Below are 23,412 nucleotides of genomic sequence, written 5' to 3'. Positions count from 1 at the left end.
TACATGAGTAAAACAGTCGTACTGGCAGAAAAGCCTTCAGTTGGACGTGACATTGCAAAAGTGCTGCAGTGTCACAAAAAAGGAAACGGCTTTTTTGAAGGAGATCAATATATTGTGACGTGGGCGCTCGGGCATTTGGTCACCCTGGCCGATCCGGAAGCGTACGGGCAGCAATTCAGCTCGTGGCGAATCGAGGATTTGCCGATTATGCCGTCGCCATTGCGTTTGGTCGTGATCAAGGAAAGCAACAGGCAGTTCCAGGTCGTCAAACAACAAATGAGACGCAACGATGTCGGGCAGATCGTCATCGCGACGGATGCAGGGCGTGAAGGAGAGCTCGTCGCCCGTTGGATTCTCGAGCTGGTGCACGTGAATAAACCAATCAAGCGCCTGTGGATTTCCTCGGTGACAGATAAAGCGATCCGTGAAGGCTTCCGCAATTTGAAGGACGGCAAAAGCTATGAAAACCTGTTTGCCTCCGCCGCAGCTCGTGCAGAAGCTGACTGGCTCGTAGGAATCAATGCCACCCGCGCCTTGACGTGCAAGCATAACGCCCAGCTATCATGCGGCCGTGTCCAGACGCCAACACTCGCCATCGTGGCGAAGCGAGAAGAGGAGATTCGTCGCTTTACACCCAAGCCGTTTTACGGAATGTCTGCGTTAGCACAAGGACCGATTCAGCTCCAATGGCAGGATCAGCAAACGAAGGATGTCAGAACGTTTGCCAAGGAGAAAGCGGATCAGCTTCTCGTCTCTCTCAAACAGGAGAAAAGCGCTGAGGTCATCGAGGTTACTCGTGCACACAAAAAGACGTTTGCCCCACAGCTGTACGATCTGACAGAGCTGCAACGAGATGCCAACCGGATGTTTGGCTATTCGCCAAAGCAGACGCTCTCCATCATGCAGGGTCTGTATGAGCATCACAAGGCAGTGACGTACCCGAGAACGGACTCTCGCTACCTCTCTGCAGATATCGTCGAGACGCTGCCTGATAGAATCAAGGCTGTCCAAATGAAGCCATATGCACCTCTCGCAGCAAGAATTCTGCGTGCGCCAATCAAAGTGAACAAATCCTTCGTGGATGACAGCAAAGTATCTGACCACCATGCGATCATCCCGACGGAGCAAGCTGTTTTTCTAGGCGATTTAAGTGATAAGGAGCGCAAGATTTTTGACCTCATCGTGAAGCGTTTCCTGGCTGTTCTGCTGCCTGCCTTCGAGTATGAGCAAACAACCATTCAGGCGAAAATCGGGAATGAGACGTTCCTGGCAAAAGGAAAAACCGTGCTCTCCCAAGGCTGGAGGGAGGCGTATGACCACGAGGTGGAAGATGACGAAGCGAAAGACGGCGTAAAAGAACAAATCTTGCCTTCTCTTGCAAAAGGGGATCGCCTGCACATTCAGTCAATATCCCAAACCAAGGGCGAGACGAAGCCACCCGAGCCTTTTACAGAAGCCAGTCTGCTGTCCGCAATGGAAAACCCGGCGAAATACATGGCAAACGAAAGCAAGGATTTGATCAAAACGATCGGGGAAACGGGCGGACTCGGTACAGTAGCAACCCGCGCGGATGTGATCGAGAAGCTGTTTAACAGCTTTTTGCTAGAGAAGCGCGGCAAGCATATTTTTGTCACAGCAAAAGCCAAGCAATTACTAGAACTCGTTCCAGATGAAATGCAGTCGCCGACCTTGACCGCCCAATGGGAGCAAAAGCTCGGTGCGATCGCCAAGGGAAGCTTGAACAAGCGAGCGTTTATCGAGGAGATGAAATCGTACGCCAAAGAAGTCGTCCAACAAATCAAGAACAGCGATCAGACTTTCCGTCACGACAACCTGACCAGAAGCAGGTGCCCGGAGTGCAATAAGATTTTGCTTGAGGTAAACGGAAAGCGCGGCAAAATGCAGGTGTGCCAGGATCGGGAATGCGGCTATCGCAAAAGCATTGCCAAGCAAACGAATGCCAGATGTCCGAAATGCCACAAAAGGCTGGAGCTGCGCGGGGAAGGGGAAGGACAAACCTTTGTTTGCGCGTGCGGGCACAAGGAAAAGCTGACGACCTTCCAGGAGCGCCGCGATAAGGAAAAGGGCAGCAAGGTTTCGAAGAAAGAAGTAGCCAAGTATTTGAAGGGACAGGACAAGGAGCAGGACGACGGAATCAACTCAGCGTTGAAAGACGCACTGTCTAAATTTAAGTTTGACTAAAAACAAAAGGCGGCCGACCATTCCTGTCAGCCGCCTCCTTCTATTTACTTTTTCTCCAGCACAGCAAAGTAATTCTCTTCATCGTCTGCGAAGTTAAAGACGCGGCCCGAAGGCATCGTGACAATGTCTCCAACCTTCACATTTTTATGAACGAGGTCGTTACGCAATTCCTCGATATTTTCCGAAAAAAGCAGGAGCGAAGGAGTACCAAGATTCATTCCGGGTGACATTTTCGCAACGAATTCCTTATTGTGCAGAACGATGCTTGTTTCTGCGCCTTGGGAGGGAGCGATTTCAATCCATCTCATTTCGCCGTTCTTCTCTTCAGAAATAACGCGAAATCCTAGTTTTTCTGTCCAAAAAATCACGGCCTGATCCTGGTTATTGACATACAACATGATTTGACCGACTTTGCTAATCATCATAAATATTTTCCACTCCCTGAATTGTAGTGAAATCCCGACGCTCTTAGTCCTTTCCATCGCCAAGGCATCTGATACCCATTGGAAGGATGACTCGTCTTGCTTGTCTCCATATTAGCATGAATAGTCAGACAGGGTTTCTTTTCGATTGCTCATGTAAAAATGAATTGCATTTTACGGGAGAGGATCATATACTCACAGTAAAAGTGAGTAATCACTCGCTAATTATTGAAGGTCATCGGCATATTGGTTCTGTGGCTTGTTTTTTTGGCATAAAAAGAAAGTGATTACTCACTCTATTATGGTGGTAGGGGGAAGTGTTATGAAACCAGTTGTTCGCTCCATTTGTATCGGAGGACTGTTACTGGCATTGTCGGGCTGCAATTGGACTTCTGAAAATCATCCGTCTTTATCCGGGACAATTGAGGCGATCGAGCTGCCGATCGTAGCTGAAGTTGGCGGATTGGTCACAAACGTTACGGCAGAAGAGGGAACTACAGTGAAAAAAGGAGAGCTGCTGGCCCAAATCGATAAACGGAGCTACCAAATTACTGTGGCAGAAGCGCAGGCAGCGTTGGACCAAGCGACAGCGAGGCTGGAAGAGGCGAAAGCAGGCTCACGCGACACAACGATCCAAAGAAGCATTGCCAATGTCCAACAGGCCAATGCGAACATCGAACTGGCACAAGCGAGAAAAAATCAGGCGGAAGCGGGTAGAGCGCGGGCTAGTGAGCAGATGACGCAGGCAGAGACGCAATGGCAGGGAGCGCAGCAGACTCTCCTTTATCAACAAAAAAGACTGGAGGAAGCAACAGCGCTCTACGAAAAAGGAGCGATCTCAGCCAAAGACCTCGATACACAGAAAGAAGCAGTGAATCAGGCAAAAACACAGGTAGATCAATGGGCGGCACAAGTAGCTCAGGTGCAAGCACAGTACCGTTCTGCTCAAGAAGACATCGCTGCTGCTGCGGCCCAAATCGGCACAGCACAAGCCGCGCAAGCCGGAGCGCAGGCGGATCTCGATCAGGTGAAGGAAGGAAGTACTGATTACGCGATTCGGGCACTGCTCGCCACTCAGCAGCAGGCGAGGGCGAAACTGGATCAAGCCTTATTGCAGCTGGAAAAAGCCCAGATTACCGCAACAGACGACGGCACTCTCTTGCGCTCCTCCATCGAGCAGGGGGAAGTAGCGAAAACAGGAGCTACTCTGTTTACGATGATGAGGACAGATAAACTCGAGCTCGTAGTGTATATCCCGGAGGCACAGTTGAATCGGGTGAAAAAAGGGCAAGAGGTTGGGATACAGGTAGATGCCTATCCTGGTGAGACGTTTACGGGAACGATTAGTCGTATCTCGGAAAAGGCAGAGTTCACACCGAAAAATGTACAGACGCCGGATGAACGTACAAAGCTAGTATTTGCTGTCACGATCCATATCACAGAAGGACTCGACAAAATCAAACCGGGTATGCCTGCCGATGCTTGCAGACGAGGAGGGAGGTCAATGAACTCCGCCATCCAATGCGAGCAGCTGACGAAGCGTTTCGGTGATCGAGTGGCTGTGAACAGTTTGACGCTGACGGTTCCCAGAGGCTCGATCTATGGTTTTCTCGGTCCAAATGGCTCAGGGAAATCGACGACAATCCGGATGCTATGCGGTTTGTTGACCCCGACGACGGGAAAGGGGACGGTGCTTGGCTTCGATGTCATGACGCAAAGTGAGGAAATCAAGCAACGGATCGGCTATATGTCCCAAAAGTTCAGCCTGTATGAAGATTTGACTGTCGAAGAGAATCTTGATTTTTATGCCGGGGTTTATCGATTAGGAGCTGCAGAACGCAAAGAGCGGAAGGCTGAACTGATTGAGATGGCAGGACTGACAGGCAGGGAAAAGCAGCTTGCTGGCTCGCTGTCAGGCGGCTGGAAGCAACGCCTCGCGCTCTCCTGCGCCCTGTTGCATAAGCCAGAGCTGTTAATTTTGGATGAACCGACTGCAGGAGTCGATCCTGTGTCCCGCCGGATTTTTTGGGACGTGATTCATGAGCTGGCGAGCCAAGGGATAACGGTACTGGTGACCACACACTACATGGATGAGGCGCAGACATGCGATTGGATCGGATTTATCTTTTTTGGAAATTTACTGGCGGAAGGCACTCCCCAAGAGCTCATAGACAGCATGGGAGTAGGTAATCTGGAAGATGTCTTCATCGATCTCGTCAGGCGGGAGGAAGCCAGACAGGCGGCGGAGGAGGGAGTCCGATGAAGCATTTTGTCTGGGAGCGTTACTGGTCAGTAGTGAAGAAGGAAGTCATCCAAATCAAGCGGGATCGTCCCAGTCTGGCGATTGCACTGGTCATGCCGCTGATGCTGTTGTTTTTGTTCGGATATGCCGTCAATACAGACGTGAATGATATCAAGATGGCGGTCTGGAATCAAAGTCCTTCTGCTGCCAGCCGGGAGCTGGTCGATCAGTTCGTCAATACGCGTGTGTTTGAGGTGGCAGCTAATGTGAGCGGCTACGAGGCAATAGAAGCCATGCTGGATGACGGCTCGGTGAATGTCGCCCTCATTATCGGTCCGGACTATACACGCAAGCGTGATCGCAACGAGCCTGTTGACGTTCAGATGCTTATTGATGGCTCTGATCCGAATATCGCACGTACTGCTACTTCTCATGCCCAGTTGATCGTTCAACACCAAGCGATTTCCATGCAGGAAACGAAACTGCAAAAGCAAGGACTGGGAGAGCTGGAACAGCCTCTCGGGTTGGACACACGCGTACTATTTAATCCCAACATGGAAAGCATTGTCTTCAATATTCCCGGCTTGATCGGTTTGATCATGCAAAACGTCACGATGATTCTGACGGCGTTTTCTCTCGTACGAGAAAAGGAGCGGGGAACGATGGAGCAGTTAATCGTGACGCCCATACGACCATTGGAGCTGATGCTCGGCAAAATTACGCCTTATGTGGGGGTAGGTCTCTTCTCGTTTTGTCTGGTGTTACTACTCGGAACGTATTGGTTCGGGGTTCCTGTAAAAGGCAGTATCTCACTCTTGGTTACCCTATCGGTCCTGTTTTTGGTGACCACGCTTCTCTTGGGTATTTTCATCTCGACGGTGGCGAAGACACAGCTTCAAGCGATGCAAATGGCGTTTGCCTTCATCTTGCCCAGCGTGCTTCTGTCCGGCTTTATGTTCCCGCGCGATTCGATGCCGCTCGTGATACAATGGTTAGGCGGGCTTGTCCCGTTGACTTATTTTCTGGAAATATTGCGGGGGATTTTCTTAAAGGGCGTGGACATCGATGCGCTCTGGAAGGAAGTCATTGGCATGAGCGGCTTTTGTCTCTTTATCCTGACAGTCGCTATCCTGAGATTCCGCAAGAAGATCGAATAAGAGGAGCGTAATAGTAGGATGAACAAGCCACCAACATTTGTAGAGGGCCTGTTGGAATATGTAGAAGAGCTAAAAGACGAGAGTGAGATGACAGAGAAGCAGCGCAATATTTTGCGTGCATCGGTGAAGCTGTTCGCCGAAAAAGGCTTTCATGCCAGCTCCACCGCCGAGATTGCCAAGGAAGCTGGGGTTGCAGAGGGAACGATTTTTCGTCACTACAAGTCGAAAAAGGAAATTTTGCTTGCCGTCGTAGCGCCTGTGCTGGTCAAATTCGCGGCTCCGTTTATGCTCAAGGATGTTCGTGAGATATTCAAAGAGCAGAACAATAAAACATTTGAACAAATCATGACAGAGCTGTACCGGAACCGGCTCGATCTAGTGATGGCGAACGAAAATCACATTCGCATTTTGCTGCAAGAAGCATTTTTCCATGACGAAATCAGGGAAGCGCTGATCGCTACTGTTTTCACCGGTGTGAAGGAGATGGCGACTAAGCTCATCGAGGCAAAGGTAGACGTAGGCGAATTGCGTCCGCTCCCGACACAGGCTGTCTTTCGGGCGATACTTTCCTCGATGATCGGGCTGGTTCTGTTCCGTCAGGTGTTGGACACAGATGAGTTCAGGACGTATAGCGACGATGAGCAAATCGCCATGACTGTAGATATTTTGCTAAACGGTATTGCAAATCGCGGTTAAAAATATGCTTTATCTAAAATGTTTTATTGATCAATCATCGTTTTTCTCTCTTTTTGGGTATAGAAATTCCAACTGGGAATGGTATAATTGCAAACAACTTTTTGTCTGTAAAAAACGGTCATGCCCGTTTTGTTTATCGATGGAGGAGAGAAAAACATGCATTTGTTATCAGAAAGAGAATGGCTTGCGTACCGAGAGAAAAACAAAGATCGTGCGCGCATGCTGATTTCTTGCCCGGACCGGGCGGGTATCGTTGCGGCGGTGTCAAACTTCTTGTTCCAACAAGGAGCAAACATCGTTCAGTCTGACCAGTATACGACTGACCCGGAAACAGGACGCTTTTTCATGCGGATCGAATTTGACTTGGTTAATCTGGACGAGCGCTGCGAGGAGATCAAGGAAGCATTCAGTCCTGTAGCGGAGAGCTTTGGCATGGAATGGTCCTTGGTCGAAGCGAACAAGCGCAAGAAGGTCGCACTATTTGTTTCCAAAGAAGATCACTGTCTATTGGAACTGCTGTGGCGCTGGAAATCAGGGGAGCTGTTCGCAGATATCGCGGTTGTCGTCAGCAACCATCCTGACATGCAGGAGACCGTAGAGTCGTTTGGCATCCCGTATCGCTGCATCCCTGTTACGAAGGATAACAAGCCGCAAGCAGAAGAAGCACAGCTGGCAGCGGCAGAAGGCGTCGATCTGATTGTCTTGGCGCGTTACATGCAGATTTTGTCCCCGCGCTTTTTGGACGATTACGCGATGCGGATCATCAATATCCACCATTCCTTCCTGCCTGCCTTTGTCGGTGCGAAGCCTTACGAGCAAGCGTATCGTCGCGGCGTAAAGCTGATCGGAGCGACAGCGCATTACGTCACCGAGGAGCTGGACGCAGGGCCAATTATCGAGCAGGACGTTCAACGTGTATCGCACCAGGAAGACGTCGAGGCATTGAAGCAGCTGGGACGTCAGGTAGAGCGTACGGTGCTGGCACGTGCGGTTCGCTGGCATCTCGAGGATCGGGTGCTGGTATACGGCAACAAGACGATTGTGTTTCCATAAGCATTGCCTATAAGAAGAGGCCTTCCTTTTAAGGAAAAGCCTCTTCTTTTTTTGCATTTTTTTCCGTATGAAGAGATTTTCCATTTTTTGATTCGTCATATAGAAGTGTACGAACAAAAAGGCAAAAGCTGCGCAGCGACCTTTTTGGCTGGAGGGGAGCAAACAGATGGAGGACGACAAAGAGATTATCGAGCAGGTGCTTCATGGCAATAGGGAAGCATACACGCAGATTATTCTCAAATATCAGGTGAAGGTGCTTTCTCTTATTCACAAAATGCTTGGGTTTCGCGAAGAGAAGCAGGATATCGTTCAGGAGATTTTTATAAAGGCTTACTATCATCTTCCCGAGTATAAGCCTCAGCACAAATTCTCGTCATGGCTATATCGCATCACGGCGAATCATTGTCTGGACGAGATTCGCAGGAGGAAGCGAACGCCCTATCTCGGTAAATTGGATTTTGAAGTAAGCGATTCCACTACCCCAGAGACTATTTTTCTGGAAAAAGAACAAAAAACGATACTCCAGCAGCGGATAAAGAGCTTGGAGAAAAACTACCGGGTTGTTCTCGAAATGCGTTATCTTCAGTCCTTAACATATGAAGAGATTGGAAATTCATTGGGCGTACCGATAAGCACCGTGCGAACACGCCTCGCTCATGGGAAAAAGAAGCTGCGGGAGATTTTTAACCAAGAGGGTAAAGGAGGGGAGTAGTATCTATGAGTTGTCAGAAAACGAAACAGCTTGTTGCCTATCTGGAAAACACGCTGTCTGATCAAGAAAGTGAAGAGATGGAAGCTCATCTGGAAAATTGTCTTCATTGCCTAGCATCGTTAGATAGTATTGTTGAAGGCATAAGTAGCACATATACAATGGCAGAAGAAGAGCTACGGAAGGAACCGATAGCCGACAAAATCATCGAGAAGCTTCCTGACTATCCCTTGGGAATCTTGAAGCTGAGAACGATAGAAGAAGCACCACCACAAATCGGATGGAAAGAAAGGGGTATCGATATTATGAAAAAAACAGCATTAGCCGTAGCGAGTATTGCCGCTGTTGTAGCGATGGGGACAGCCGTTTCACCGTCGTTTGCTACTTATGTAACTGGCCTGTATGCCAATACCACGAAAAATGTAAGCCCGACTGCGAGTCAAAGCATTCTTTCGAGCATCAAAGAATTGGATCAGGGAGTGTTGAAGGCCGCTTCCAATGGATTTGCGCAACCGCTCAAACTGTCGGCTACCGATCAGGGGCTCACCGTGGAAATGAAAGAAGTGCTAGCCGATCCACTGCGAATTGTAATCGCCGGAGTTATTAAGGATAAAGATGGAAATTCCGTTGGTATCCAAAATTGGAGAGGGAATGTTCAGGTAAAGAATAAAAAAGGAGAGGTTTTAAAACCGTTCCACGAGAGTAAGGTCGGGGGTGAAAAAACGCCAGAAAGGTCAAAGTGGTATGGTGACAACTATGGTGGCTATCTGGTGCTTCAACGGGAATTAAGCAGCTTTTTCAACGACGAGAACCCATTGCCAGATGACATCGTAGTAGAATTCCGGATCAATGAGTTTTTTAATCCTTCCACCGAAAAAAGTATCAAGGGCAAGTGGAATTTTGATATCCCGATCAATGTGAAGCAGACGAAGGCAGCGACGAAAACGCTGGAAGTGAATCAGCAGTACACTAGCCCTCAGGGGACTGCTTTTACGGTAAAAGAAATGAGCTTCGCACCGAGCGGAACCCGGATTGTCACGGAAACAAACATCAAAGGTGGCTGGGACCGAGATATGTTCAGCTTCCAGATTCTTGACGAAAAAGGAAACGTTGCAGCAAACTGGGAGGATGTAAGAAGTGTTCAACGTGATGAAAATGACGTGATAACATTCGGAAAGAACGTCATACGACTAGCGAGTAGCATTCAATACAATACCGAAGACAAAACGACTTTCTTGCCAGTGTTTGCCCCTCTCGATCCGAATGAAAACTATACGCTTGCGCTTGAGGAAATCAACAAGCTGGAGAAAGCGAATTTTAAAACGCAAAAGCTCGTACTCGATAGCCTCAAAGAAAAACCCGTGACGGTGAAACAGGATGGCCATACCTTTACTTTTGGTGAAGCGAAAATGGAGAAGAACGTGCTGGGTAATGAGCATATCGTCATCGACATCGAAGGTACACTGGGCAAAGATATTGTAACTGTGGAAGGCTGGAGTGCGGTAGACGAACATGGGGTAATGCGATCCGCATATTTCGATGGAAAACAGAGCACAGATGGTGCCGGGAATGTGGTGCTAGACGGTAAACTCTTCATGGATACCAAACAGTACAAAATGGAAAATGGAGAAGGAGTGGAAGTTCCTAGAACCAAGGAGATCAAGGAACTGACAATTGATTTCGCCTCCCAGCGAAAAGCACAGCCGAATGTGAACTGGGAAGTACCTTTACAAGCGAAAAACTAGGAAATACACAAAAAAGGGGTTATCTCAAAAGCCGTGGAAGGCTTAAGAGATGACCCTATTTTGTGTGAAATAGAAATTTTCCTATTTTTATATCGTCATCTACAAGTGTACGACAAAAAGGCAAAAGCTGCGCAGCATCCTTTTTGGCTGGAGGGGAGCAAACATATGGGGGACGACAGAGAGATAATTGAGCAGGTGCTTCAAGGCAACAAAGAAGCGTATGAGCAGATTATCCTCAAATATCAAGGGATGGTACTTTCTCTAATCAATAAAATGCTTGGTTATCCAGGGGAAAAGCAGGATATCGTTCAGGAGATATTTATTAAGACTTACTACCATTTGCCTGAGTATAAGCCACAGCACCAATTCTCCTCATGGCTATATCGCATTACAGCCAATCATTGTCTGGACGAGATACGCAGAAGAAAACGAACGCCCTATATGACCGAGATGGATTTCGAAGTAAGTGATCCTTCTACGCCAGAGGCGATCTATCTGGAAAAAGAACAAAAAACGATATTCCGGCAGCGGATGAAGAGCTTAGAGAAACAATACCGAGTTGTTCTCGAAATGCGCTATCTCCAGTTTCTATCCTATGAAGAGATCAGTCGTTCTTTAGGGATACCAATAACGACAGTTCGAATGCGCCTCAATTATGGGAAAAAGAAGCTTCGGGATATTTTTCAAAAACAGGGTAAAGGAGGGGAGTAGTATCTATGAGTTGTCCGAGAACGAAACAACTAGCTGCATATCTGGAAGACAAACTGGCTGAACATGAGCGCAACGAATTGGAAGATCATTTGGAAGATTGCCTTCCATGCCAACGTGCATTAGACAGCATCGTGCTGGAGATTTATCAGGCAGACGCAGAGGTGGAAGAAGAGCTGCGGACGAATCCTGTTTCCAGAAAAATCATAGAGAAGCTTCCTGACTATCCGCTGGGTATCTTGAAGAAAAAAACAATGGATAAAGCACCACTACAAATAGGATGGAAAGAAAGGGGTATCGATATTATGAAAAAATCAGCACTAGCCGTAGCGAGTATTGCCGCAGTGGTAGCGCTGGGGACAAGCGTTTCACCGACATTTGCCACTTATGTAGGCGGTCTGTACGGATACAGCGTCGCAGATGTAGGCGTCAATACGAGCGAAAGTATCATTTCTACGATAAAAGAAATGGATCGTGGTGCACTAGAAGCAGCCAAGAACGGCTATGTACAACCGCTCAACCTGTCTGTTACGGATCAAGGAATCACCATTGAAATCAAGGAGGTTCTGGCTGATCCATTGCGAATCATGATTGCAGGTCAAGTGAAGGGCAAGGATGGTAAGCCCATGAAAGATTCTGTAAGGTGGAATGGCGATTTTACTGTGAAAAACAAAACAGGCGAAGCATTAAAGGCATTTTACGTGCAATATGGCGAAGGGGATGCTGCGACAAAAGAGGGCGATCCTAAGCAAGAAAGCGAAAACTGGTATCACGGCTCTTATGGTGACTACCAGGTACTTGAGCGAGAGTTAAGCAGCTTTTTCAATGATGAGTATCCTCTGCCAGATGAATTGGTAGTAGAAATCAATATTAATGAGATTTATACATTCTCAAGAGAAGCACAAACCGAAGAAAGCATCAAAGGAAACTGGAAGCTGGAGATTCCTGTGAATATGAAGAAAGCAAAAGCCGCTACGAAAAAGGTGGAGATCGATCAGCAATACACCAGCCCAGGAGGCGTTAAGCTTCATGTAAAGGAGTTGAAGTTTGCACCAAGCGGAACACAAATCATCACGGAAACGAACATCAAAGGCGGCTGGAATCGAGACAGCTTCAACTACCAGATTGTCGACGAAAAGGGATCTGTTGTAGCCGTGGCGGACGATACGGGCTTTTACAATGAAAAGGAGAACGGTTCTCATAGCGGATGGAACGTAATCGATGGACTATCTTACGTTCAATACAACACCAAAGACAAAAGCACGTTCATTGATACGTTCGACTATATGAGCTCGGATCAAAAGTATACGCTGAAGCTAGAGGGGATCAATAAGATGGAGAAAGCAGCTTTCGAGACACCGAAGCTCGCATTGGATACACTGGAAAAGAACCCGGTTACGGTAGAAAAGGATGGCGCTATCCTTACATTCAGTAACGCGGAAATCGAGAAGGACGAGCGGGGAGAGGATCAAATCGCCGTCGATATCAAGGGTACACTCGGCACAGGGGTTGTAATGGTTCAAGGCTGGGGTGCTGTAGACGAGCATGGAGCAAAACGAAGAATGGATTTCAAAGGGGAACAGAACAAGGATGCAAATGGAACGATCGAGTTGGACGGTAAACTCTACATGAGTACAGTGGCATACAAAATGGAAAATGGAGAACCAGTTGAAGTGAAGAGCGACAAACCAATTAAGGAACTGACGATCAATTACGCCTATAAGCGGGAGGTACAGCCAAATGTAAGCTGGGAAGTACCCCTGCAACCAAAAAACTAGCATGGTAGTAAAATGGGAGTGTCTCATTTGTCGGGAAAACGACGGTGAGACCTCCCATTTTTTTCACCCAAACCTCTCTCGCTTTAGCAAATCAAGAAACTGCGCAACAACAGGTCGTTGGTCGGTGTCATCATCTCGGGTACAGACGTAAACGGGGCGCTTGATATCGACCCCAGGCACCCGTACGCGACCAATCTCTCCATGCTCGACCATTTCTCGGACTGCCACAGCAGGTGCCAGCATCGTTCCATATCCAGCCCGAACAGATTGGATGGATTCGACCAAGCCGTGGTATTGCAGTCCGACCCGCGGACGCTTGACGCCATGCTCGCTACAAAGAGCAAAGAGCCAATCCCGGGTCGAACTGCCTTGCTCCCGTAACAGAAACGGCTCCTCCACGAGCTGTTCCATACTGATCTCGGTTCCGACAAGCGGATGATGGGCAGGCAAAATAAACCAATAGGGTACATCCATCAAATGGAGTCGCTTAATGGGCAGCTCATCCCACGATTCCTTGATAATGACGGCCACGTCGACCTCGCAACTGAGAAGCAGCTCAATCGATTGCTGAGAATTGCGCGTGCGAATTTCCACATCGACTCCATCATGGTAGCGCTTGTACTGAGCCAGCCACTGAGGCACGAGGTAATGGGAGGGGAGGAACGTAGAAGCAATCCGCAACCGTCCCTTCCTGCCTTGCTTGAATTCTGTCAGCTGTGTTTCGATTTCACGCTCCCAGTCGTAAATACGGCGTGCTTTTTCATAGAGAAAGCGTCCCTCATAGGTGAGAGAGATACCGCGACCATCCGGGATTATCAAAGTCATGCCCAACTCGTTTTCGAGCTTGCGGATTTGGGCACTGACGGCAGGTTGACTGATCGAGAGTGCGATTGCTGCTTCGGTGACACTACCTCGGGAGGCTACTTCTACAAAAATACGGAGTGCATGCAGGTTCATCCAGTACCTCGATTCATAACTTTTATTTATGAGTTGTAGATAAAGATGTATTAGAAATGATGAGTGTCTGATCGTATGGTAGAACGCATAAAGACGAAAAAACGAGTAGAGAGAAGGATAGGGAGATGCGAGAAGTCAGTGGCAAGACACAGGTCGTAGCTGTCGCACTGGTGACGGCATTATGTATGGTAGGAGATTCTATGCTGTACGTGGTGCTTCCTCTTTTCTGGAAGGAAGCGGGGTTAACTTCGTTGTGGGAAGTAGGGGTATTGCTGGCGGTGAATCGCTTCATCCTTGTACCACTCGGACCTCTCGTAGGAAAATGGTATGAGCGCTCGGGAGGACGTACAGGCTTGCTTGTGGCCGTTTCATTGGCTTGTATGACGACCCTCGCGTACAGCTTGCAAGGCTTTTGGCTGTGGCTGGTGATGCGATGCTTGTGGGGAGTGGCCTGGACATTTTTAAGACTAGGTGCGTATTCCTTGATCGTGACCGTTTCTGATGAGTACAATCGAGGACAGCTCATGGGCTTGTACAACGGCTTGTATCGATTAGGGAGCCTCGGGGGTATGCTGGTCGGAGCGCTTCTGGTGTCTTGGTACGGGCTGTCTGTTGCTTCCATTGCTCTCGCGGTGCCACCCTTGTTTGCAGCGATTCTCGTTTTTCGCTATATACGTCCTTCCTTTACCAGTCAGGATCAGACAGGCGTGAAGCGGATGGAAACAAGAAAACGTATGTGGAATCAGGGAGCGGTGCTTATGATGATGATTACGGCACTACTCGTCACGATGGTGTACCAAGGGATATTTACCTCTACGTTAAGCAGAGTAATCGAAGTGCGCGATCCATTTATTGTGGTCGGCGGAATCGTGTTGGGGGCAGCGGTGATTGCGAGTCTGGTACAAGGCATACGCTGGGGATGGGAACCGTGGGCTGCCCCGTTGGTTGGTCAATGGTCTGACAAGCATGGCAGGACGAAAATGTTCATCGTGACTTTACTGGTCGCTGCTGTTCTGTTTGCCGGGTTGCAGGGAATGACTCCACTGCAAGGAACGACTGCGCTTGTGATATGGTTTGCCATTCTATTTGGCATTCAGTTGACTGCGACGATTATCACGACCTTGCTGGATACACTCGCGGCAGATGTAGCAGCGAGACAGGCCAACAGCCAGGCATTGATGACACAATATTCAGTCGTGAGCGATCTGGGCGCGGCGTTGGGGCCGCTCCTTGCCTTTTGGCTGGATGAACATGTAGGACTGAGTGTGATGTACATCGGAATTGCTAGTGTGCTGCTTATGCTTGCACTTGCCTGGTTGGGCCGGCCGAAGCTGATCAAGATGGAAAACGTCTCTTGATCGTGGCCATAACGTGGGCAATCGCAGCCTCTTTGTCAGGTCCGTGCAGCAGCATATGGTTGGAATTCTCGTACCAAGAAATGTGCGGGGAAGCTGCTTCATCCACACTGGTCGCGAGTATTTGTGCACTCACGGCGTGGACAGTATCGTCCCGCTTTGCTTGCAGCAAAACATATGGCGTCGTAATTTTGGATAGAAGCGGCTTTGTTTCTGCCAACAGCCGACGAAACTGCAGCATGCTGCTAAAAGGAATTCGGCCAATACCATGAATGTAACGTTTGGAGTGAGTAGGGAAATCCTCGCGCAAATAATGCATCGCTTCTTTGACATCCCAATATTTATAAGGGGTGTTGATGGTAATAAGCAGGGCGACGGAGTATTTGGTCGTCAAGTGAAAGGCGAGCAGTCCCCCCATGGAAAATCCAATGACCACGATCGTGTCGGCGCGCATGGCCAGGCGCTTGTAGCCTTCCTCTGCCGAGCGGAGCCAGTCGTGGCGGGTGCTTTTTGCCATGTGACGACGAGTAGTCCCATGTCCCTCCAAGGTAGGGCATTCCACCTGATAGCCAGCCTCGCGGAGCTTTTTGGCGAGTGGGAGTATGTCGTTGATGTCTCCGGCGAATCCATGGATGAGTAAGCAACCGACTGTTCCTGACATGGAATCTCTTCCTCTCAGATACTGGGAAATTTGTTTGACCATCATATTATATACGAAAAGGGGAGAGGGAAGCGACAGCACAAGTGTGCTAGCAACAATTGGAAAATGAAAAAGCGACTTCATGCAGCTGCGATGAAGTCGCTTCTCTACTAACGGATGTCTGTACCAGAAAAATAGGTTACAGCCCAATCGTTTTGAGTTCCGGAGAAACAATGAGCGTCGGTTGCGTGCAGGCTTGAATGTCTTCTGCTGTGTAGCCTTCTGCCACTTCGACGAGGACGAGCCCGTCTGGCGTTACGTCCATGACAGCTCGATCCGTTATGATGCGGTTGACAACCTTCTTTCCAGTAAGTGGAAGGGCGCATTCATTCAAAATTTTCGTCTCACCATGCTTGTTCACATGATCCATGATGACGACGATTTTTTTCGCGCCGTGAACGAGATCCATCGCACCGCCCATGCCCTTGACCATTTTGCCAGGGATCATCCAGTTCGCGAGATCGCCCGCAGCGGAAACCTCCATCGCTCCCAAAATAGCGAGGTCAATATGGCCGCCGCGAATCATCGCAAACGATTCAGCACTGGAGAAGTAGGCCGCACCTGGAATAGCAGTAACGGTTTCCTTTCCCGCGTTGATCAGATCAGGATCGAGGTCTTCCTCAGTCGGGTATGGACCGATTCCGAGCAAGCCGTTTTCGGATTGCAGCACGACCGTTTTTCCTTCCGGGATGTAGTTGGCGACGAGCGTGGGCATCCCGATCCCCAGGTTTACGTAAAAGCCATCTTCTATTTCCCTGGCGGCACGAGTGGCGATTTGCTCACGTGAAAGTGACATCTATGTTTCCTCCCTTGAATGTAATCCGTTTCTCTCTGTGGCTGTTTATGAGCGGACTGTGCGTCGCTCGATGCGTTTTTCGAATGAAGGAGCCTGTATCACTCGTTGCACATAGACACTTGGTGTGTGAATATGTTCGGGATCGAGCTCACCTGTCTCCACGATTTCTTCCACCTCGACGATGGTGATTTTTCCGGCTGCTGCCATCATCGGATTGAAGTTTTGCGCTGTTTTTCGGAAGACGAGATTGCCCATCTTGTCTGCCTTCCACGCCTTGATGAGTGCGAAATCACCTGTGATGCCATACTCGAGCAAGTACTCTTTCCCCGCGAAGTCGCGAGTTTCCCGTCCTTCGGCGATGGGTGTACCGACTCCAGCTGGGGTATAGAATGCTGGAATACCAGCTCCGCCGGCGCGAATTCTCTCTGCGAGCGTTCCTTGTGGCGTCAATTCGACTTCGAGCTCACCCGACAGAAATTGACGTTCGAATTCCTTATTTTCTCCCACATAAGAGGAGACCATTTTTTTGATTTGCTTTTCGCGTAAAAGAAGACCGAGTCCCCAATCGTCGACACCACAGTTGTTAGAGACAACTGTCAGGTTTTTCACTGCCTTGTCACGCAAGGCGATAATCAGATTCTCTGGAATTCCTACCAGACCGAAGCCACCCACTAATAAAGTGGCCCCATCGTGGATATCAGCCACGATGTCCGTGTAAGAAGTGTAGATTTTGGCCATGAAGATCACTCCCACCATGAAAAAATAAAGAATGTTTGTAAATGTGTAAGCGCTAACACTCTTATCATACAAGATACGAGTTACAAACAAGTGACGAGACATTTGGATTTTGAACACTCCCTCCACCTTCGCTCATGTTTAGAGGTGGGGGATTCTTGGGTAGTCACCTCTACTGAGGTGAAATGCACCAAGCTATCCCTGTCGTCCCGACAGTTAAGTTGTTTCACACAACAAGCGAAGTCCTTCATGCTTTATATTGATCGCGGCATTCTCGTCACGGTCATGTAGTGTCGCACAGTTAGAACATGTCCATTCTCGTAAATTCAAGTTCTTTACATCTTTGTTGCGGTTTCCGCAGTTGGGAGTGGAGCACAGTTGGCTGGAAGGAAACTGTTTACCGACAAAAGACAGCGTTCTTCCATACCATTCGGCTTTGTAGACCAGCATGGTACGAAAAGTGGACCATGACGCATCAGCAATACTTTTGGCCAATTTGTGATTCTTGATCAGGTGATTCACTTGCAAATCCTCCAAACAGATCACTTTGTTTTCGCGAATCAGTCTGGTGGACAGTTTATGTAAGAAGTCATTTCGGGTGTTGGTTACTTTTTCATGCAAGATGGCTACTTTCCTTCTCGCTTTTTCGTAATTTTTCCCGCTTTTTTGCCTGCGTGAGAGCATCCTTTGCCACTGAACAAGTTTCTTTTCATACAATCGAAGGTACTTGGGATTGCCTATCTTTTCCCCGGTGGAAAACGTTGCAAAATCTTTGAGCCCCAAGTCGATCCCAATGGTTTTCTTTTTATCCACGGGAACATACGAAGAGTAAGGGACTTCACAAAGGACGGAAACAAAATATTTCCCAGTAGGATTCCTTCGCACTGTGACGTTTAGAATCCGACCTTCTACTTCTCTGGATTTTGCGAATTTCACCCAGCCAAGCTTCGGTAGTTTGATTTGGTTACCATCGATCCTGATGTTTCCATTCGTATGTTTCGTCGTAAAAGACTGGACTTTATTTTTCTTGCTTTTGTAACACGGCGCTTCATTTTGTTTTTTGAAAAATCTTGTGAATGCATCTGCGAGGTTTTGAAGGGAGGATTGAATGGCGGTGCTATCTACTTCTTGGAGCCAGGTTAGTTCCTTTTTTAACTGTGGCAGTTGAACTGCACAGGAATGGTAGGATAACCCTTTACCCGTTCGTTTGTAGGTTTCGTTCCAACGTGCAAGAAATCGATTGAAGACAAAGCGACTGCAACCTAATGTTTTCGCGATGAGTACGGCTTGTTCCTGATTGGGAAAAATGCGAAATTGGAACGCTTTTTTACGGAGCATCATGATTCACCTCCTCCCATGAAGAGTTTACCACAAAAAGAACATACGTTCTACAAAAGCTGCAAGAAGTACTGAAAAAGCAACACCCCTTTCTTCACAGTGCCGATTCACCCCCCACTTTCGCCAGGCTATGCAAGGCTTAGAAGTGGGAGTCTTCTCGACTGTTATGATAAAAAATAATGTAAAATGACAGAAAAGTAGTACAATTATACCATGTTTTTCTGTAAAATATATTTTGTCAATGATTATCGATTCTTTGTCATAACAGGAAGATTTAGGGCGAAATGTGGGGTTCAGGAATGATAAATAAGAAAAAATGGATGGGTCTCTCGGTCGTGGTCCTGCTACTCGTAGGGTGCGAAAAGCTGAATGAGAATATTGAAAGTCTGAAGCGAACGAAAGAAGAAACCGTGATCAAGGTGAAAACCGTGAATGCGTATACGGTGGAGCAAGGCCAGGATGAGCGACTGATGGAAGTTGCAGGTGTAGTAGCACCGCGTCAGGAGCTGGCCCTGTCGTTTGGGGCTTCCGGGAAAATCGCCAGCATTCTCGTTGAAAAAGGAGCCACTGTCAAGGCGGGGCAAACGTTGGCAACCTTGGATGGTACGGCCCTGCAGCACGGAATTAGTGCGGCCCAGGGACAAGTAGCAAGTGCTACGATCAAGCGAGAGAAGGCCTCCAAGGGACCGGAGAGCCATGAGTTGCAGACGCAGAAGCTGCAAGTAGAAAAAGCAAGTGAACTGGCGCAAAAAGCGGAGCAGGAGCTCGCAAAAGCGGAGATTCTGTATGCGAATGGAGCCATCTCGAAAGATGACAAAGACAAGCTGACTTCGGCGCTGCGACAGGCCAAGCTGAGTCTGGAAGAAGAGCAAGTCGCATACAACAACTTGCTGAAGGGCGCCGATCCACTGGATATCGAAGAAGCGAATGCAAGCATCCAGCAAGCAAATGTACAATTGAGCCGCGCGAAGCAGGAAGCCGCTGATGCAGTGATAAAGGCTCCGTTTACAGGGGTGGTCGCAGCGATTTCCAAGACAGAGTCGGAGCAAGCTGGCCCTGGGACAGAAGTCATTCGGATGGTCGATACGAGCTCCTGGCTAGTCAAGCTGCAGGTAGAAAGGGAGCAAATCTCCCATTGGCAGGCAGGTAAAGTGGTAAAGGTGAAAGCTCCAGACGGCACTGAAGCTGAAGGAAAAGTGACGTTTGTCTCGCCTGTTATGGATACCAGTTTGGGGTCTTATCCAGTAGAGGTGACGGTAGACGGCAAAAATGTAGCGTGGAAGGGCGGCATGACCGTTACTGCTCAGTATCCGCTGCCTGCGTCAAATGTTGCGCTGGTTCCCGTTAGCAGCATCGGTGTCTCTGATGAGGAATATTTCGTCATGAAAATCAATGAACATACAGTTGAAAAGACGTTTGTCAAAGTGGGAGCATTGCAAGGAACCTTCTATGAGGTAGTGGAAGGTCTAGTGCCTGGTGACCAGATTGTTGCTGCAGGCTTGTCCTATGTAGTGGATGGTGAGGCGGTGAAGGTGGCGGATGAATAACAAGACATTTGTATCCATTATCCCCTCCTTTGCCCGCATCCTGGCGGTTATTTGCTGTCTACTGGCGATAGGGGCATGGTTCAGGCTGGATATCAAGACGTTCCCTGATCGATCTGTGCCGGAATATAGCATTAATCTCACCGTACCCAAGCTCTCCTCTGCGGAAGTGGACGAATCAGTCACGAGAAAAGTAGAGGAAGCCGTCCGAGCGTTAGGCAGTACGCTTACGATGACTTCTGAATCCCGGACGGGGTCAGCGACCATCACCGTAAAAACATCGGAACGAATCGGGTCGGATTACAAGGAGCGATTGGAAAAGAAGCTGGGAGAAGTAACGAAGCAGCTGCCAGTAAAGGAGTACAGTGTCAGCCAAAGCAATCTGGCGGATAGCAAAATTGGCTTTTACGTCCTGTACGGTACTGATTTGCAGACCTTGTCTGATATTGCTCAAAATACCGTCTATGACAAACTGATCAACCTGCCGGGAATCGCTCGCATCGAAATCGACAAGCAAGCTTTGCGGGAACAGGTAGATATCATTTTCCGACCGTCCATGCTACTCGCCTACGGGCTAACACCTGCCGATGTTCTGTCGCAGCTACCGACAGATGTGGTTGGGGAAGAGGTAGGCTCTGTTGGAGCAGAGGCAGATCGAACCATTTTTCAATGGACGAGTAAATCGGAAGGGCTGCAAGGGCTTGGGAAGCAATTGATCTCCACCGATAAAGGATACGTGCCTCTAAATATGTTGGCTGACATTCGTGATCGACGCGGAAGTAAAGGCGAACAAATCGGGATGTATCAAGGCTCTCCTGCATTAGGAATCACTGTGTATGCAGCAGATGTCGGGCAATTGCCTGTGATCAGCAATCACGTACATGAAGCGGTCGAGGAGCTGAATCAGGCTTCAGGCGGCAAGTACAGGCTCGATTTGTTTCGTGACGACGCACAGACAATCACAGTGGCAGTAAGACAGCTTGGAGCGCTGGCTGTTCTGACGGCTATCATTAGCTCGCTCTGTTTGTACCTGACCCGGAAGTCTTTGGCAGGGGCTTTACTCGCGCTTTTGGCGAACGTTCTTGCAGTCGGCAGTGTCCTTGGGGGCATGTGGCTCTCGGGAATCCCGTTGTCACTCTCCACGCTTGGTCCACTCATATTGTTTTCGCTCTTGTTCACAGGAGCAGGCTCTGCACTGTTTCATCAGTTTTCTCAATTGCCCTCGTACTCGTTTGTCCGTTGTTTGCAAGTGGCATGGAGTCTGATGAAGCCGTTTTTGCTTACGGTTGTCGTAGTGGCAGCTTGTTGGACGGGTGTCGTTTTCACTGATTTTCTCAAGGCAGAAGAAAAGGTTGTCTTGTACGATGCTTGGCCTGTTCTTTTGCTGGGGACTTTTGCTCTTATTCTTGTCTATGGATTTATCATGCCGGTACTGACAGGATCGTGGCTGGAAGCTTCCGAACGAGTAGAGAAGCAAATGCCACGTACCTCCAATAAAGTGGCAACTTACTTTCAAACTCGCTGGGAACGTCTAGTGGAGCTTGGGTACTTGCCCTATGGAATCACACTGGTTGCATCGATTGTGTTTGTCTTTTTGCTCAAGTCGTTTATTCTTGTCGATCCGTATGCCAAGCTTGATTATGTGGACAAGTCGCTGTCTTTGCCAATGGTACAGGGAAGCAGCATCGATGAGGCCATGCGGGCAGCACAAATAGCCGAGGAGCGTTTGCTCGCCATTGCGGAAGTCCGAGATGTATACACGATTGCATCCGAAGAAAAGCTGACGTTTCAACTCCTGCTCGTAGACAAATACGATCGGACGCGATCAATCTCGGAGCTGGAAAAAGAACTGGACAAAGAGCTGCGAGATATTCCACAGACAGACCCGTTTGCACTGGTGATTAATGAAGAAAAGGCAACTCGTCTCGTATTGACGATCATGGGGCCATCCTTGCAAACGACGCAGAATATCGCCAACGAAGTTCTGGCATTCATGGAAAAACAGACTGTGAAGAATAAAGATGGGCGTGAACTTGTGACCGATGAAAGAGTCGGTGAGGGTGCAGAGGGAACCTTTATCGACATTCGCCCGAAACAAGAGATGCTGGCACGCTACCGGATTACCCAAGAGGAGATCAAGCGACAACTGGAGAGTTATTTAGGGGAAAAAACGGTTGGCAGCGTCTACTGGAACGATCGTCAGGTACCTATTCACATCCGATTCCCTGACGGGTGGATGGACTATCCGGATCAGGTGAAAAATATTTTGATACGTACATCACAAGGCACAGTGCGCTTGTCTGAGCTGGTAGATTGGTCAATCGGCAGCGAACCAGCTATCTATCAGCGCGAAGACGGACTGTATGTCTTCAAAGTAAGCAGCGCCGTCTCAGACCCAAGTCGAATTGAGCTGTGGTCTTATATCATTCCGTATACCATGCAAGAAAAGGTGACGATGCCTGAAGGCTATACCGTATATAATGACAATGAACTGAATGATTTGGAGGAGAAAAAGCTCAATAAGGTCGATTGGAGCAGCCGGGTCCTGACGGTTGGCACCATGGTAGCCATCGTGCTAATCGCGAGCTTGCTATTGCAAAGGAGAACACGAGATGGAATATTTGCCCTCGTTCTCTTGCCAGCTTTGTCTGGAGGCTTCGCGCTAGGGTTGCTGTGGTTGGATCGACCGATGAACGTCATGGGCTTTTACGGAATGGCTGCTGCTGTTGCCGTCATTGTTCTGCAGACGTTACTTGCAATGGATGAGCTGTACAAGGCACAAGCCGAGCAGGAGCGGGTGTGGGAAGGTATCAAGCTAGGGGCCAAACGCGTCATGACCAATCAAGCAGGAATATACATTTCCATAGGGATAGCGAGCCTGCCACTGGCTGGGGGCTTGGGAGTTGGGAATGATTCGTTTGCGTCTTTTGCTAGCGTATTGTTATTTGGCATCGTGATGGGTGCTTTTTCTACAATGGTGCTCCTTCCTGGCATGCAGAACGCTGCAACGCAAAGACAGGCTGCCCATTCAGAGATGTCTTTACCGACCCTCATTCGTCATGTGCGTATTTGGTGGGAAAACGGCCAAGTACGTCGCCGCGATAGGAAGGAAAGACAACGGGAACAAGACCGCACACGAAAAAAAGGGCAAGCAGAAGCAAAGGACCACAATGCCCGAGAGTATGTGCCTGTAAAAGAAGACTTTCTGCCTCTTTCCTCTTCCACACAAGACGTCAACCGCTAAACGGGTTGACGTCTTTCTTTGTATAATCGTT

At 48.7% G+C, this 23,412-nt stretch carries 18 protein-coding genes and 1 pseudogene; 13 read left to right on the top strand and 6 right to left on the bottom strand.

Annotation, left to right across the window (positions count from 1 at the left end; all coding sequences use genetic code 11):
• Positions 1-3: 3 nt before the first annotated feature.
• The gene (locus AB1L17_RS12395; protein WP_412844963.1) at positions 4-2,202 is read left to right on the top strand and encodes a DNA topoisomerase III; all 2,199 of its coding nucleotides are present in this window, start codon (positions 4-6) and stop codon (positions 2,200-2,202) included.
• Positions 2,203-2,246: 44 nt separating this feature from the next.
• Here AB1L17_RS12395 and AB1L17_RS12390 read toward each other — a convergent pair whose 3' ends face one another.
• Positions 2,247-2,624 carry a VOC family protein gene (locus tag AB1L17_RS12390; RefSeq protein ID WP_412845150.1) on the bottom strand — a complete coding sequence of 126 codons (378 nt, stop codon included), beginning with the start codon at positions 2,622-2,624 and terminating at the stop codon, positions 2,247-2,249.
• A 301-nt stretch (positions 2,625-2,925) separates the two neighbouring features.
• On the opposite strand from AB1L17_RS12390, the pseudogene AB1L17_RS12385 reads away from it, so the two are divergent.
• From AB1L17_RS12385 to AB1L17_RS12345, 9 genes and pseudogenes are all read left to right on the top strand, one after another.
• A pseudogene (locus AB1L17_RS12385) lies at positions 2,926-4,035 on the top strand (HlyD family secretion protein); the annotation flags it as partial.
• A 93-nt stretch (positions 4,036-4,128) separates the two neighbouring features.
• On the top strand, positions 4,129-4,887 hold the full coding sequence (locus AB1L17_RS12380) for an ABC transporter ATP-binding protein (RefSeq protein ID WP_412845151.1): 759 nt from the start codon (positions 4,129-4,131) through the stop codon (positions 4,885-4,887).
• Positions 4,884-6,023 carry an ABC transporter permease gene (locus tag AB1L17_RS12375; RefSeq protein ID WP_412844964.1) on the top strand — a complete coding sequence of 380 codons (1,140 nt, stop codon included), beginning with the start codon at positions 4,884-4,886 and terminating at the stop codon, positions 6,021-6,023. Before AB1L17_RS12380 ends, AB1L17_RS12375 begins: the two co-directional genes overlap by 4 nt.
• An 18-nt stretch (positions 6,024-6,041) precedes the next feature.
• The gene (locus AB1L17_RS12370) at positions 6,042-6,719 is read left to right on the top strand and encodes a TetR/AcrR family transcriptional regulator (protein WP_412844965.1); all 678 of its coding nucleotides are present in this window, start codon (positions 6,042-6,044) and stop codon (positions 6,717-6,719) included.
• Positions 6,720-6,875: 156 nt separating this feature from the next.
• A complete protein-coding gene (gene purU / locus AB1L17_RS12365; RefSeq protein ID WP_412844966.1) occupies positions 6,876-7,772 on the top strand; it encodes a formyltetrahydrofolate deformylase in 897 nt (298 codons plus the stop codon).
• Between the two features lie 166 nt (positions 7,773-7,938).
• The gene (locus AB1L17_RS12360; RefSeq protein ID WP_412844967.1) at positions 7,939-8,484 is read left to right on the top strand and encodes an RNA polymerase sigma factor; all 546 of its coding nucleotides are present in this window, start codon (positions 7,939-7,941) and stop codon (positions 8,482-8,484) included.
• A gap of 5 nt (positions 8,485-8,489) precedes the next feature.
• Entirely contained in the window at positions 8,490-10,226 is a 1,737-nt protein-coding gene (locus AB1L17_RS12355) for a DUF4179 domain-containing protein (RefSeq protein ID WP_412844968.1), read from the top strand.
• A 165-nt stretch (positions 10,227-10,391) separates the two neighbouring features.
• Entirely contained in the window at positions 10,392-10,937 is a 546-nt protein-coding gene (locus AB1L17_RS12350; RefSeq protein ID WP_412844969.1) for an RNA polymerase sigma factor, read from the top strand.
• A 5-nt stretch (positions 10,938-10,942) separates the two neighbouring features.
• Positions 10,943-12,712 (top strand): DUF4179 domain-containing protein, encoded by a 1,770-nt coding sequence (locus tag AB1L17_RS12345; RefSeq protein ID WP_412844970.1) that lies wholly within the window; start codon positions 10,943-10,945, stop codon positions 12,710-12,712.
• A gap of 63 nt (positions 12,713-12,775) precedes the next feature.
• Here AB1L17_RS12345 and AB1L17_RS12340 read toward each other — a convergent pair whose 3' ends face one another.
• Positions 12,776-13,669, bottom strand: coding sequence for a LysR family transcriptional regulator (locus tag AB1L17_RS12340; protein WP_412844971.1), 894 nt, complete (start codon positions 13,667-13,669; stop codon positions 12,776-12,778).
• A gap of 125 nt (positions 13,670-13,794) precedes the next feature.
• Here AB1L17_RS12340 and AB1L17_RS12335 point away from each other — a divergent pair, with 125 nt between their 5' ends.
• The gene (locus tag AB1L17_RS12335; protein WP_412844972.1) at positions 13,795-15,027 is read left to right on the top strand and encodes an MFS transporter; all 1,233 of its coding nucleotides are present in this window, start codon (positions 13,795-13,797) and stop codon (positions 15,025-15,027) included.
• Here AB1L17_RS12335 and AB1L17_RS12330 read toward each other — a convergent pair.
• The 4 genes from AB1L17_RS12330 to tnpB form a co-directional block, all read right to left on the bottom strand.
• Positions 15,005-15,685, bottom strand: a complete 681-nt coding sequence (locus tag AB1L17_RS12330; protein WP_412844973.1) for an alpha/beta hydrolase — start codon at positions 15,683-15,685, stop codon at positions 15,005-15,007. The two genes, AB1L17_RS12335 and AB1L17_RS12330, sit on opposite strands and share 23 nt — an antisense overlap.
• A 178-nt stretch (positions 15,686-15,863) precedes the next feature.
• Positions 15,864-16,520 carry a CoA transferase subunit B gene (locus tag AB1L17_RS12325; RefSeq protein WP_412844974.1) on the bottom strand — a complete coding sequence of 219 codons (657 nt, stop codon included), beginning with the start codon at positions 16,518-16,520 and terminating at the stop codon, positions 15,864-15,866.
• Between the two features lie 45 nt (positions 16,521-16,565).
• Positions 16,566-17,258 carry a CoA transferase subunit A gene (locus tag AB1L17_RS12320; protein ID WP_015893185.1) on the bottom strand — a complete coding sequence of 231 codons (693 nt, stop codon included), beginning with the start codon at positions 17,256-17,258 and terminating at the stop codon, positions 16,566-16,568.
• 213 nt (positions 17,259-17,471) lie between these two features.
• Positions 17,472-18,596 carry an IS200/IS605 family element RNA-guided endonuclease TnpB gene (tnpB, locus tag AB1L17_RS12315; protein ID WP_412844975.1) on the bottom strand — a complete coding sequence of 375 codons (1,125 nt, stop codon included), beginning with the start codon at positions 18,594-18,596 and terminating at the stop codon, positions 17,472-17,474.
• A gap of 296 nt (positions 18,597-18,892) precedes the next feature.
• Here tnpB and AB1L17_RS12310 point away from each other — a divergent pair, with 296 nt between their 5' ends.
• On the top strand, positions 18,893-20,140 hold the full coding sequence (locus AB1L17_RS12310) for an efflux RND transporter periplasmic adaptor subunit (RefSeq protein ID WP_412844976.1): 1,248 nt from the start codon (positions 18,893-18,895) through the stop codon (positions 20,138-20,140).
• Complete coding sequence (locus AB1L17_RS12305; protein WP_412844977.1) at positions 20,133-23,381, top strand: efflux RND transporter permease subunit; 3,249 nt, start codon at positions 20,133-20,135, stop codon at positions 23,379-23,381. Before AB1L17_RS12310 ends, AB1L17_RS12305 begins: the two co-directional genes overlap by 8 nt.
• The last annotated feature ends 31 nt before the right edge of the window (positions 23,382-23,412 follow it).

It is taken from the genome of Brevibacillus jepli (assembly GCF_047229145.1).
Taxonomy (GTDB): domain Bacteria; phylum Bacillota; class Bacilli; order Brevibacillales; family Brevibacillaceae; genus Brevibacillus.
This window is presented reverse-complemented; position numbering and strand designations above follow the sequence as displayed.

Bases quoted from the DNA above. Each gene is read 5' to 3' on its own strand.
- AB1L17_RS12360 (WP_412844967.1), top strand. From the start codon at position 7,939: ATGGAGGACGACAAAGAGATTATCGAGCAGGTGCTTCATGGCAATAGG.
- AB1L17_RS12305 (WP_412844977.1), top strand. From the start codon at position 20,133: ATGAATAACAAGACATTTGTATCCATTATCCCCTCCTTTGCCCGCATC.
- AB1L17_RS12350 (WP_412844969.1), top strand. From the start codon at position 10,392: ATGGGGGACGACAGAGAGATAATTGAGCAGGTGCTTCAAGGCAACAAA.
- AB1L17_RS12330 (WP_412844973.1), bottom strand. From the start codon at position 15,685: ATGTCAGGAACAGTCGGTTGCTTACTCATCCATGGATTCGCCGGAGAC.
- tnpB (WP_412844975.1), bottom strand. From the start codon at position 18,596: ATGATGCTCCGTAAAAAAGCGTTCCAATTTCGCATTTTTCCCAATCAG.
- AB1L17_RS12370 (WP_412844965.1), top strand. From the start codon at position 6,042: ATGAACAAGCCACCAACATTTGTAGAGGGCCTGTTGGAATATGTAGAA.
- AB1L17_RS12390 (WP_412845150.1), bottom strand. From the start codon at position 2,624: ATGATTAGCAAAGTCGGTCAAATCATGTTGTATGTCAATAACCAGGAT.
- AB1L17_RS12340 (WP_412844971.1), bottom strand. From the start codon at position 13,669: ATGAACCTGCATGCACTCCGTATTTTTGTAGAAGTAGCCTCCCGAGGT.
- AB1L17_RS12310 (WP_412844976.1), top strand. From the start codon at position 18,893: ATGATAAATAAGAAAAAATGGATGGGTCTCTCGGTCGTGGTCCTGCTA.
- AB1L17_RS12380 (WP_412845151.1), top strand. From the start codon at position 4,129: ATGAACTCCGCCATCCAATGCGAGCAGCTGACGAAGCGTTTCGGTGAT.
- AB1L17_RS12325 (WP_412844974.1), bottom strand. From the start codon at position 16,520: ATGTCACTTTCACGTGAGCAAATCGCCACTCGTGCCGCCAGGGAAATA.
- AB1L17_RS12375 (WP_412844964.1), top strand. From the start codon at position 4,884: ATGAAGCATTTTGTCTGGGAGCGTTACTGGTCAGTAGTGAAGAAGGAA.
- AB1L17_RS12395 (WP_412844963.1), top strand. From the start codon at position 4: ATGAGTAAAACAGTCGTACTGGCAGAAAAGCCTTCAGTTGGACGTGAC.
- AB1L17_RS12345 (WP_412844970.1), top strand. From the start codon at position 10,943: ATGAGTTGTCCGAGAACGAAACAACTAGCTGCATATCTGGAAGACAAA.
- purU (WP_412844966.1), top strand. From the start codon at position 6,876: ATGCATTTGTTATCAGAAAGAGAATGGCTTGCGTACCGAGAGAAAAAC.
- AB1L17_RS12355 (WP_412844968.1), top strand. From the start codon at position 8,490: ATGAGTTGTCAGAAAACGAAACAGCTTGTTGCCTATCTGGAAAACACG.
- AB1L17_RS12320 (WP_015893185.1), bottom strand. From the start codon at position 17,258: ATGGCCAAAATCTACACTTCTTACACGGACATCGTGGCTGATATCCAC.
- AB1L17_RS12335 (WP_412844972.1), top strand. From the start codon at position 13,795: ATGCGAGAAGTCAGTGGCAAGACACAGGTCGTAGCTGTCGCACTGGTG.